This is a genomic window from Citreicella sp. C3M06 (genome assembly GCF_018860705.1).
GTDB lineage: Bacteria > Pseudomonadota > Alphaproteobacteria > Rhodobacterales > Rhodobacteraceae > Salipiger.
The window spans coordinates 1-10885 of sequence record NZ_JAHKQA010000038.1 but is presented as its reverse complement, the minus strand read 5'-3'; the positions used below and the strand labels follow the sequence as shown (position 1 = coordinate 10885).

At 64.9% G+C, this 10885-nt stretch carries 10 protein-coding genes; 1 reads left to right on the top strand and 9 read right to left on the bottom strand.

Annotated elements, in window-relative coordinates:
- Positions 1 to 73: 73 nt before the first annotated feature.
- The 7 genes from KO516_RS07020 to KO516_RS06990 form a co-directional block, all read right to left on the bottom strand.
- Positions 74 to 1363 (bottom strand): amidohydrolase family protein, encoded by a 1290-nt coding sequence (locus tag KO516_RS07020; RefSeq protein ID WP_216003076.1) that lies wholly within the window; start codon positions 1361 to 1363, stop codon positions 74 to 76.
- Positions 1363 to 2310, bottom strand: coding sequence for an ABC transporter permease (locus KO516_RS07015; protein ID WP_216003075.1), 948 nt, complete (start codon positions 2308 to 2310; stop codon positions 1363 to 1365). The genes KO516_RS07020 and KO516_RS07015 overlap by 1 nt, the downstream gene beginning before the upstream one ends.
- Positions 2307 to 3350, bottom strand: coding sequence for an ABC transporter permease (locus KO516_RS07010; protein ID WP_216003074.1), 1044 nt, complete (start codon positions 3348 to 3350; stop codon positions 2307 to 2309). The genes KO516_RS07015 and KO516_RS07010 overlap by 4 nt, the downstream gene beginning before the upstream one ends.
- A 147-nt stretch (positions 3351 to 3497) precedes the next feature.
- Positions 3498 to 5009, bottom strand: a complete 1512-nt coding sequence (locus KO516_RS07005; protein WP_216003219.1) for an ABC transporter ATP-binding protein — start codon at positions 5007 to 5009, stop codon at positions 3498 to 3500.
- 14 nt (positions 5010 to 5023) lie between these two features.
- Positions 5024 to 6049, bottom strand: coding sequence for a BMP family protein (locus KO516_RS07000; RefSeq protein ID WP_216003073.1), 1026 nt, complete (start codon positions 6047 to 6049; stop codon positions 5024 to 5026).
- Positions 6050 to 6198: 149 nt separating this feature from the next.
- A complete protein-coding gene (gene deoC / locus KO516_RS06995; protein ID WP_216003072.1) occupies positions 6199 to 7185 on the bottom strand; it encodes a deoxyribose-phosphate aldolase in 987 nt (328 codons plus the stop codon).
- 70 nt (positions 7186 to 7255) lie between these two features.
- Positions 7256 to 7933: a hypothetical protein gene (locus tag KO516_RS06990; protein WP_216003071.1), complete on the bottom strand. Its 678-nt coding sequence runs from the start codon at positions 7931 to 7933 to the stop codon at positions 7256 to 7258.
- Between the two features lie 230 nt (positions 7934 to 8163).
- On the opposite strand from KO516_RS06990, the gene KO516_RS06985 reads away from it, so the two are divergent.
- Positions 8164 to 8508 (top strand): antibiotic biosynthesis monooxygenase, encoded by a 345-nt coding sequence (locus KO516_RS06985; RefSeq protein ID WP_216003070.1) that lies wholly within the window; start codon positions 8164 to 8166, stop codon positions 8506 to 8508.
- 39 nt (positions 8509 to 8547) lie between these two features.
- On the opposite strand, the gene KO516_RS06980 is transcribed toward KO516_RS06985, so the two are convergent.
- Both KO516_RS06980 and sseA read right to left on the bottom strand, forming a co-directional pair.
- Positions 8548 to 9732, bottom strand: coding sequence for an amino acid aminotransferase (locus tag KO516_RS06980; protein ID WP_216003069.1), 1185 nt, complete (start codon positions 9730 to 9732; stop codon positions 8548 to 8550).
- The gene (gene sseA / locus KO516_RS06975) at positions 9732 to 10586 is read right to left on the bottom strand and encodes a 3-mercaptopyruvate sulfurtransferase (protein WP_216003218.1); all 855 of its coding nucleotides are present in this window, start codon (positions 10584 to 10586) and stop codon (positions 9732 to 9734) included. Before sseA ends, KO516_RS06980 begins: the two co-directional genes overlap by 1 nt.
- Between the last annotated feature and the right edge of the window lie 299 nt (positions 10587 to 10885).

Genomic DNA, 10885 nt, shown 5'->3' with positions numbered 1-10885 from the left:
GGCTTTCGTTTGTCCGGAGGCCAGCCCCCGGCTGTCGCTCCTCCGAGTACTTGCCCTCGTCCGCGGGAGCGGCCTAGCCCTCCGCCAGCTTGTGGCGTCGCCGCACCGCGCCCGGCCGTCCCGGCAGATCCAGCCGCGCGTCGTTGCGCGCCTGACGCGACACCACTTTTCCCTTCGAAATCACGCACAGCCGGTCGGGCCGCAGCCGTAGCGCCTCGATCGCCGAGCCAGCATCCAGCACCACCAGCGACGCCGCCTTGCCAACCGCCAGCCCGTAGTCATCCAGATGCAGGATTTTGGCATTCTCCTCGGTCACCATGGTGAAACAGCGCTGCATCTCTTCCGGAGAGGTCATCTGCGCCACGTGCAGCCCCATGAACGCCACGTCCAGCATGTCTGCCGTGCCCAGCGAGTACCAGGGATCCCGCACGCAATCCTGCCCCCAGCCGACCCGAATGCCCTGCGCCTGCATTTCCTTGACCCGCGTCAGACCGCGCCGCTTGGGGAAGGTATCGTGCCGCCCCTGAAGGGTGATGTTGATCAGCGGGTTCGGGATCGCCGCGATCTGCGCTTCGGCCATCAGCGGCAAAAGCTTCGAAACATAGTAGTTGTCCATCGAATGCATCGAGGTCAGGTGCGAGCCCGCCACCCGCCCTTGCAGCCCCAGCCGCTGGGTTTCGTAGCACAGCGTTTCGATATGACGCGACATCGGATCGTCGCTTTCATCGCAATGCAGATCGACCAGCAGGCCGCGATCCGCCGCGATTTCGCACAGCTCGCGCACGGATGCGGCGCCATCCGCCATGGTCCGTTCGAAATGCGGGATGCCGCCGACCACGTCGACGCCCATGTCGAGCGCGCGCAAGGTATTCGCCCGCGCCGTCGGATCGCGGTAGAACCCATCCTGCGGAAAGGCGACCAGTTGCAGATCGAGGTACGGCTTGACCGCCTCGCGCACCTGCAAAAGCGCCTCGACCCCTTTAAGCGTATCGTCGCAGGTGTCGACATGGCTGCGCACCGCCAGCAACCCCATGCTGACCGCCCAGTCGCAATAGGCCAGCGCGCGCTGCACCATCTCGTCGACGGTGGCGATCTGCTTCAACTCGCCCCAGAGCGCAATGCCCTCCAGCAGCGTGCCGGAGGCGTTGATGCGCGGCGTGCCGTAGCTCAGCGTCGCGTCCATGTGGAAATGCGGATCGACGAAGGGCGGCGAGACCAGATCGCCGGCGGCGTCGATCACCTCGCCCGCGTCGCTGCCCGACAGATCGCCGATGGCATTGATGGTGCCGCCGGTGATGCCGATGTCCTTGACGGTGCCGTCGGGCAGGATGCCTCCGGTGACGAGAATGTCGAATGTGGCCATCAGCGGTCTCCGCGATTGAAGGGGGTCATCAGGGCCGCGGGGACTTCGGCCCGGCGGGACATGGCGATCAGCGCAAGGATCGACAAAAGATAGGGGATCATCAGGAACACCTGATAGGGCACGACCTGCCCCAGCCCGGTCTGTTGCAAGCGGATCTGCAATGCGTCGAACCCGGCGAACAGCAGCGCGCCCAGCAGCGCCTTGCCCGGCTTCCACGCACCGAACACCACCAGCGCGATGCAGATCCAGCCGCGCCCGTTGACCATTTCGAAGAAAAAGCTGGAAAAGGCCGACATGGTCAGGAACGCCCCGCCGACAGCCATCAGGCCCGATCCGGTGATCACCGCGCCCATGCGCAGCGCGGTGACCGACAGGCCCTGCGCCTCGACCGCCTGCGGGTTTTCCCCGGCGGCGCGCAAGGCAAGGCCTAGCGGCGTGCGATACAGGATCAGCGCGGTCAGCCCGGTCACGGCAAAGCCTGCCCATGTCAGCGCCGTTTGCGAGAATAGCGCCTGCCCGAACCAAGGGATATCGGATAGCACCGGGATGTGCAGCGGCTGAAACGGGGTGATGCGCGGCGGGTTGGTGACCTCGGGCAGGGCGAGGCGATAGGCGTAATAGGCTGCCGCCGTGGCCAGCATGGTGATGCCAAGGCCGACCACATGTTGCGACAGGCCAAAGGGGATGGTCAGCAACCCGTGCAGCGCGCCAAACAGCGCGCCCGCGCCAAAGGCGACGGCGACACCCAGCCACAACGGCCCCCCGGCATAGATGGTGACCCAGCCTGCGAAGGCGCCAAACACCATGATGCCTTCGATCCCGAGGTTGAGCACCCCGGCGCGCTCGCAGATCAGCTCTCCCATGGTGGCGAAGATCAGCGGCGAGGCGATGCGCAGGATGGCGGCCCAGAAGCTGGCGCTGAGCAGGATGTCGATAAGCTCGGTCATCCGCGCACCACCCGGAACCGTGTCAGCAGGATCGCCAACACCATGAACAGCAGCGCGCAGGCCAGCAGCAGATCGGCGATATAGGTGGGCACCTCGGCGGCGCGTGACATGCTGTCGGCCCCCACGAAGATGCCCGCGACGAACAGCGCCGAGATCACGACCCCAAGCGGATGTAGCAGGGCCAGCATCGCGACGACAATGCCGGTATAGCCGAAATTGGCGGACAGGTCGGTGGTCAGGTTGCCCTTGAGGCCCGCGACCTCGGAAAAACCGGCCAGCGCGGCCAGCCCGCCCGAGATCAGCGCGGTTTTCAGCAGCACACGCGTCACCGGGATACCGGCAAAGCGGGCGGCATCGGGGTTCAGCCCGACGGCGCGGATTTCATAGCCCAGCGTGGTGCGGGTTTGCATGACCCAGACGCTTGCGGCGCAGATCAGCGCCAGCGCAAAGCCCCAATGCAGGCGCAGCCCGTCGATGATGCGGGGCAGCCGCGTGTCCCGTGGCAGCGAGGGCGATTTTGGCCAGCCCATGCCCATGGGATCCTTGAGCGGACCTTCGAGCAGGTAAGAGATCAACAGCGCCATGACAAAATTGAGCAGCAAGGTGGTGACAACCTCGTCAACGCCAAGCCGAGTTTTCAGGATGACCGGCCCGAGCAGCACCAGCGCGCCCGCAAGGATGGCCCCAAGCGCCATGAGCGGCAGGGCGAGCGGGCCGGGCAAGCCCTGAGTTCCGATCAGCACGGTCAGCAGCGCGCCGGCGTAAAGCTGCGCCTCGGCCCCGATGTTCCACAGCCGGGCGCGGAAGGCGACAGCGACGGCGAGGCCAGTGAAGATCAGCGGCGTGGCGCGGTTGAGCGTCTCCAGAGCGGCGAATTTCGACCCGGCAGCGCCCTTGAGGATCAACCCGAGGGTCTGCGCCGGGTTGGCCCCGGCCAGCGCCGCAAGGAGCGCCGCGACGGCGATGGTCGCCGCGATGGCGATGGCCGGTGGGGCGAAGGTGCGGGCGGGACTTGGGGCGGCGATGGGTTCGAGGCGCATCAGAATGGGATCCTTGCCGCCAGCGGTGCGTGGGGAAGGACGTGGTAGGCCGACCGCGCGCGCGGTGAGCAGTGGGGGCCAGCCCCCACACCCCCGGGATATTTTTCGCCAGAAGAAGGGAGGGGCGCCATTGATGTGGATTGAGATTCAGGCGGCATGGTCGAAGCCTTGTCCGGCCATCCATTGGCCAAGTTCGGTCGGGGTTTTTGTGCCTCGGGGGAAGTCCGGGGAGAGGCGGCCTTGCGAGATGACGCGGATGCTGTCCGAGAGGCTGAGGATTTCGTCGAGATCTTCGGAGATGAGCAGGATGGCCGCGCCTGCGTCGCGGGCGGCGATGAGCTGTTCCTGCACGTAGGTGACCGCGCCGATATCGAGGCCACGGACCGGCTGGTTGGCGAGGATGATGCGCGGGGTGGTTTCCAGCACGCGGCCAAGGATGAGCTTTTGCATGTTGCCACCCGACAGCAGGCGGATACGGGTGTCCGGGCCGGGGCAGCGGATGTCGTATTTGTCGATGATTCCGGCAGTGGCAGCGCGGGCGGCGCGCCAGTTCATCCAGCCGCCGCCTGCGGCGTAGCTTTCCAGCACGGCGTTTTCGGTCAGGGTGAAATCGGCGATGGTGCCGGTCTTGTGCCGATCTTCGGGAATACGCCCGATGCGGTGGTCCAGCGCGGCGCGGGGGGACCATGCCTGCGGGGTGGTTCCAGCGATGGTCAGGCTGCCTTCGGTGGGGCTGTCGAGGCCGCAGAGGAGATCGGCCAATGCGCCCTGACCATTGCCTGAAACACCGGCGAGGCCGAGAATCTGCCCGGCGCGCAGCTCCATGGTGATCTGCTCGAGGCCGGGCCGGTTGCCCTGCCTTGCGGTGCTGACCTTGTCGAGCTTCAACAGGGTCGCGCCGGGGCGGGCCTTGGCCGGGGCGGGGGCGGTGATTTCTGCGCCGACCATCAGCGTGGCGAGCTGGTGGCGATCGGTTTGCGCGGTGGCGGTTTCGCCCACCAACCTGCCGTGGCGCAGCACCAGCACGCGCGAGGAAATTGCCATCACCTCGTGCAGCTTGTGGCTGATGAAGATCACCGACAGCCCCTGCTGCGTCATCCGGCGCAGCGTATCGAACAGCGCGTCGGCCTCTTGCGGGGTCAGCACCGCCGTGGGTTCATCTAGGATCAGGATGCGGGCGTCGCGATAGAGCGCCTTGAGGATCTCGACCCGCTGGCGTTCCCCCACCGACAGGGTTGCGACGCGGGCATCGGGGTTGACCGCAAGGCCGAAATCCTGCGCCAGCTGCGCCAGACGCGCGCGCGCCGCGCTGCGCCCTGAAGACAGCGATAGCAGCGGCCGCGTGCCCAGCAGAACGTTGTCGAGCACCGTCAGGTTGTCCGCCAAGGTGAAATGCTGGTGCACCATGCCAACGCCTGCCTTGAGCGCCGCGCCGGGCTGGCCGGGGGGCAGGGTCTGGCCCATGACCTCGACCGTGCCGGCGTCAGCGGTGTAATGGCCGAACAGGATGTTCATCAGCGTGGTCTTGCCCGCGCCGTTTTCGCCCAGCAGTGCCACGACCTCGCCGCGCGCGAGGCTCAGGGAGATCCCGTCATTCGCAATCAGCCCGCCGAAGCGTTTGGTGATGCCGGAAAGGCGCAGGACGGGGCCCTGCGCCATGGGGTCGATGCGCATCAGGACGAGGCGGGCTCGCTGTCGTCGATGGTGACCTCGAAGCTGCCGTCCTTGATGGCGGCCTGCTTGGCGGCGACCATGTCGAGCGCGTCTTGCGGGATTTTGCCTTCGAAGGTGCCAAGGGGGGCGAGCGAGCAGCCGCCTTCTTTCATGAAGCTGTAGAGACCGTAATTGTCGGCCTCGAAGCTGCCATCAGAGACCTTGGCGATGGCGGCCGCCAGCGTCGGGCCGAAATCCCACAGCGCCGAGGCGACCACGGTGTCGGGGTAATCGGCTTGCGTGTCGATGACGTTTCCGATGGCAAGGATGCCCTTTTCCTGCGCCGCATCCGACACGCCGAAGCGTTCGGCATAGAGCAAGTCCACACCGGACTCGATCATCGCAAAGGCGGTTTCCTTGGCCTTGGGTGGATCGAACCACGAGCCGATGAAGCTGACCTGAAACTCTGCCTCGGGCTTGACCTCCTGCACGCCGGCCATAAAGGCGTTCATCAGGCGGTTGACCTCGGGGATGGGGAAGCCGCCGACCATGCCGATCTTGCCGGACTCGCTCATCGCGCCGGCGATGATGCCCGACAGGTAGGATGCATCCTGAATGTAATTGTCGAACACCGCGAGGTTGGGGTAATCGGGGTCGGGCAGGAAGGACGAGCCCATTAGGAAGGCGGTGTCCGGGTAATCGAGCACCACTTCGCGGGCTTCCTGTTCGACGCCGAAGATCTCGCCGATGATCAGTTGCACGCCTTGTTCGGCGTATTCGCGCATGACGCGCGGATAGTCGGTGTTGGCGGTGTTTTCGCTGAAGGTATAGGTGATCAGCCCCTGCTCGGCGGCGGCCTCGGCGGCGACATGGATGCGGCTGACCCATTGCTGTTCGACGGGCACGGTATAAATTCCGGCCACGGCAATCGGATCCTGCGCAAAGAGCTTTGCGGGCAGCATTCCGGCAGCGACGGCAAGGCCCGTAGAGCCCAGCAGCATCCGCCGCCGCGTCATTTCGGCAAGCATTTTCTTACGGTCGGTCATTGGACCCATTCCCCTGTTGATGATTAGTTTTTGACCAAACGGTAGGGGAATGGGCGGGCGGCTCACAAGACTCAATCGCGCCGCAGCGCAAATTCCCGCGCAGTGATGGTGCGGGAGGTGGTCGGCGCCTGTAAAACGGGCGGGGCGTCTCAGGCCAGAGCGTGACGCCAGCTGGCGGAATAGGCGCCGGTCACGTGATGGTCGAGCTGGCGTTCGATGTCACCCAATAGCGAGGAGGCGCCAAAGCGGAACAGGTCGGGGCGCAACCAGCGATCACCCAGCTCGTCCTTGAGCAGCGACAGGTAGACCAGCGCGTCCTTCGCCTTGGAAATGCCACCCGCGGGCTTGTAGCCGACCCGGTAACCGGTGTCGTCGTGATAATCGCGGATCGCCCGCATCATCACGAGGCTGACAGGCAGGGTCGCGTTGACGCTTTCCTTGCCGGTCGAAGTCTTGATGAAATCGGCGCCGGCCATCATGCAGACCATCGACGCGCGGGCCACGTTCTGAAGCGTGCCCAGCTCGCCGGTGGCGAGGATCGCCTTGACATGGGCATCGCCGCAAGCCTCGCGAAAGGTGCGCATTTCGTCGTAGAGCCCTTGCCAGTCGCCGGTCAGCACCTTGCGGCGCGAGATCACGATATCAATCTCGCGGGCGCCGGCCTTGACGCTTTCGGTGATCTCAGCGACGCGCAGGGCGAAGGGCGACAGGCCCGCGGGAAAGCCGGTGGAGACGGCGGCAACCGGGATGTTCGACCCGGCCAGCGCCGCGACCGCCGGGGCGATCATGTCGTGATAGACGCAGACTGCGCCGACGGTCAGGCCCGAAAGCCCTAGTGCCTCGAGCAGATCAGCGCGGACCGGCTGGCGTGCCTTGGCGCAGAGCCGGGCCACCCGGCCCGGCGTGTCGTCGCCCGCCAGCGTGGTGAGGTCGATGCAGGTGATCGCCCGCGCCAGCCATGCTGCCTGATGATCCTTTTTCAGAGACCTGCGCCCCGGCAGGGTCGCGGCGCGGCGTTCGATCGCCGAGCGGTTGGCCGTTGCCCGCATCACCTTGTCCATGTCGAGCGCCATGCCGGGATTGCGCGGGGCCATCGTCTGGGGAAGGTGGGTCGGGGCTATCTGGGTATCAATCATGGCTTGCTCCTCGGGGTCGGACGCTCGCACGGGGGCGCCTTGGGGCACAAGATAGCGCGCCACGTCAGCCTTAGCGAATCCGGTCGGACAGCCAGCGCAGCAGGGGGTTCTTTTGCGGGCGTAGCAGTTCGAGATGGAAAATCCGCGCCTTGGGGGCGTCGGACCAGATCAGCTCGGAGGCTTCGAACACCCGTTTGTTGTACTGCGGCGGAAGAACGTAGAAATCTACGTCGGAGTCCCAGAGCGCCTCTCGGAAGGCGGGCTGGTCGATCTTCATGCCCGAGGCGAGGTAGCGCCGCACCCAGTCGGCAAAGAACGCATCGGTGCGCGGGGATTTGCGATAGAGCAGCACGCCGCAGTTGATCTCGGGGAAGCTTTCGGGAAGGTCGAGGTCGATCTTCTTCAGGTGGCGCTTGCGGTGCCACAGGATCACCTGCGCGCCGCATAGTTCGTATTTGCGCAGCAGATCGAACATCGGGCTCAGATCGGCACGGATGATGGTGTCGTTGTCGAGGTACAGCGTTTCGTCATAGGGCGATTGCGAGAGCAGTTCGATCTTGGGGCGCTTCATGCCGTCGGGGATGATGAAGCCTTCGTCGAAGCCTGAAATGTCGTCGCCCTGCTTGCACCAGATGGCGGTTTCGATGTCGGGATTGGTGCGCTTCACGCTTGCCGCAGAGCGCCGCGCGACGTCGACGTGTTCGCGCCCCCAAGCTGTATAGATGACTCCGCGCCGTTTTGCCGTCATGCCGATGCCCTTTGGTTATGCTACTCGATTACGCCTCGCGGGCGGATCATGCAATTCTTTGCCTGAGCTGTTCCGGATGGGAGTGTCGGGCAGATGGGGGGCCAGCCCCCCAAACCCCCCGGGATATTTCCGGCCAGAAGAAGCGGGGAGCGTTGCACTGTGGGGTGGCGCTCTGGGCGCTTGAAAGACGGGCGGGGGTGGCGGCAAGGTGGCGCAAACGGAGGAGCGCCATGATCGCCATCATTTTCGAAGTCGTCCCGGCAGAGGGGCGGCGTACAGACTATCTGGATATCGCCGCGGCGATGCGCCCTATGGTCGAGGAGGTCGAAGGGTTCATCTCTGTCGAGCGGTTCGAAAGCCTGACGACGCCGGGCAAGCTGTTGTCGATCAGTTTCTTCGAAGACGAGGCGGCGGTGGCGCGATGGCGCCAGCTGGTGGCGCATCGCGGCGCGCAGAAAGCGGGACGGGACGGCATCTTTGCCGATTATCGTCTGCGGGTGTGTCATGTGCTGCGCGATTACGGCATGACCGAGCGGGATGAGGCGCCGCAGGACAGTCTTGCGTGCCATGGCTGAGGGGCAGGCGGCGCCCGTAGTGGGGCGCCGCCGCAGGGATCAGATGCCGGCCTTGACGATGGCGTCGGCGAGGATCGGCACGGTGGTCTTGTTCAGGCCTGCGATGTTCAGGCGCGAATCGCCGACCATGTAGATGCCGAAATCGCGGCGCAGGGTTTCCACCTGTTCCGGCGTTGCGCCGAGACGTGAGAACATACCCCGGTGTTGCGCGATAAAATTGAAGCGGTCGGAGTTGGTCAGGCGTTTCAGCTCATCCGCGAGCTGCTGGCGCAGGCCGAGCATCGAGCTGCGAACCTCTTCGAGTTCTGCGGCCCAGTCGGCGCGCAGTTCGGGATCGTTCAGCACCATGGTGACAAGCCGCGCCCCGTGATCCGGCGGGAAGCTGTAATTCTGCCGGTTGAGGTAGTTCAGCGTGCCCTGGTTGAGCTTGGTGCGCGCGGCGTCCTTGGACACGGCCATCAGCAGGCCGGTACGCTCGCGGTAGATGCCGAAGTTCTTGGAGCAAGAGGCTGCGATGATCACTTCGGGCATCGCCGCGCAGACCATGCGGGTGCCCATCGCGTCTTCTTCGAGGCCGTCGCCAAAGCCCTGATAGGCGATGTCGATCATCGGCACCGCTTCTTTTTCCAACAGCAGCTGGATGACGGCCTTCCACTGCGCCTGCGTCAGGTTGGCGCCGGTCGGGTTGTGGCAGCATCCGTGCAGCAGCACCACATCGCCGGGGGCGACTGCGGTCAGGTCGGCGATCATGTGGGTGAAATCCACCGCCCGGGTTTCACTGTCGAAATAGCGGTATTCGGTGAAGGGCAGTTTCATGTGCTTGAGGATCGACAGGTGGTTCGGCCAGGTCGGATCGGACACCCAGATCCTGGCCTTGGGGTTCGCCTGAAGCACGAGATCAAAGCCCTGACGCACCGCGCCGGTGCCGCCGGGGGTGGCCGCCGCCGCGATATTGCCGCGCGGCACCGCATCGCCAAGCACGAGGCTGGACAGCGCATCGGCAAAGCCGGGATCGCCTGCAAGGCCGGTGTAGCTCTTGGTGGTCTCGGCCTCCCAGAGCTTTTTCTCGGCGGCCTTGATCGCGCGCATGATCGGGGTGTTGCCGCTGGCATCCTTGTAGACGCCGACGCCAAGGTCGATCTTGGTGTCGCGCGGGTCTTCGCGATACTGTTGCATCAGCGCCAAGATCTTGTCGGCGGGCTGTTCCTTGAGATTTTCGAACATCAGGCGTCTCCGGTAGCGACGGGAAGGGTGGGGAACTGCCCCCATTCGCTCCAGGACCCGTCATAGAGGGAATGGTCGTCCTTGCCGATCCGCGTCAGGGCAAGGTTGAGGATCGCGGCGGTGACGCCGGACCCACAGGAGGTGATTGCGGGCTTTTTCAGATCGACGCCGGCGGCCTCGAAGGTGGCGCGCAGATCGGCGGGGGCCTTCATGGTGCCATCGGCGTTGAGAACGGAGCCGAAAGGCACGTTCCTTGCGCCGGGGATATGGCCAGAGCGCAGGCCGGGGCGCGGCTCGGCCACTTCGCCGCGAAAGCGCTCGGGGGCGCGGGCGTCGATGATTTCGGTGTCTTTCAGCTTCGAGGCGGCCGAGACCTGCGTGACGTCGCGCACCATCTGGTTCTGGCGACGCACGGTCATGTGGCGGTCGCGGATCACCGGGGGCATGTCTTCGATGTCGCGCCCTTCGGCCTGCCATTTCGCCAGACCGCCGTCGAGCACGGCGATATCGTCGTGCCCCATCAGCTTGAACAGCCACCAGACGCGGGCGGCGCTGAACAGGCCGTAACTGTCGTAGACCACGATCTGATGGCCGTCGCCGACCCCAAGCGCCCGCATCCGCGACATGAATTTTTCCACCGGGGGCACCATGTGCGGCAGCTCCGAGCGGGCATCGCTGACATCGTCGATATCAAAGAAGCGCGCACCGGGGATATGGGCGGCGTCATATTCCTTGCGCGGATCGCGCCCCGAACCGGGCATGTGCCAAGTGGCATCGAGGAGGCGCAGATCGGGATCTTTCAGATGCGCGGCCAGCCAGTCCGTCGAGACCAGCGTCCTTGGGTCGTCTTGCATCGTCAAAGGCCCTCCCGTGGCAGGTTGCGCGGTGTTTTCCTAAGCGTTGGGGGGCTGGGGTGCAAGGGTGTGGGTAACAAAGCCCTCCCGTGGCAATCGCATTTGACAACATACTTGTCGCAGCGTTTGATCGAGATAAGTAACAAACAAGAGGTGGGCCATGGCGCAAAAAGTCGTTCTAGATGCGATGATCAAAAGAGCTGACTTCGCGCAGCAGGCAGAGTCTATATCAATTGAGCTCGGCAACACCCTCAAGCTCTCAGAGATTACTGGTACGAGCCGGCTTTGTTGCACAAATC

Excerpts from the sequence above, each read along its gene's own strand:
- KO516_RS07015 (WP_216003075.1), bottom strand. The coding sequence starts at position 2,310 with ATGACCGAGCTTATCGACATCCTGCTCAGCGCCAGCTTCTGGGCCGCC.
- KO516_RS07005 (WP_216003219.1), bottom strand. The coding sequence starts at position 5,009 with ATGGCGCAGGGCCCCGTCCTGCGCCTTTCCGGCATCACCAAACGCTTC.
- KO516_RS06990 (WP_216003071.1), bottom strand. The coding sequence starts at position 7,933 with ATGACGGCAAAACGGCGCGGAGTCATCTATACAGCTTGGGGGCGCGAA.
- deoC (WP_216003072.1), bottom strand. The coding sequence starts at position 7,185 with ATGATTGATACCCAGATAGCCCCGACCCACCTTCCCCAGACGATGGCC.
- sseA (WP_216003218.1), bottom strand. The coding sequence starts at position 10,586 with ATGCAAGACGACCCAAGGACGCTGGTCTCGACGGACTGGCTGGCCGCG.
- KO516_RS07010 (WP_216003074.1), bottom strand. The coding sequence starts at position 3,350 with ATGCGCCTCGAACCCATCGCCGCCCCAAGTCCCGCCCGCACCTTCGCC.
- KO516_RS06985 (WP_216003070.1), top strand. The coding sequence starts at position 8,164 with ATGATCGCCATCATTTTCGAAGTCGTCCCGGCAGAGGGGCGGCGTACA.
- KO516_RS06980 (WP_216003069.1), bottom strand. The coding sequence starts at position 9,732 with ATGTTCGAAAATCTCAAGGAACAGCCCGCCGACAAGATCTTGGCGCTG.
- KO516_RS07020 (WP_216003076.1), bottom strand. The coding sequence starts at position 1,363 with ATGGCCACATTCGACATTCTCGTCACCGGAGGCATCCTGCCCGACGGC.
- KO516_RS07000 (WP_216003073.1), bottom strand. The coding sequence starts at position 6,049 with ATGACCGACCGTAAGAAAATGCTTGCCGAAATGACGCGGCGGCGGATG.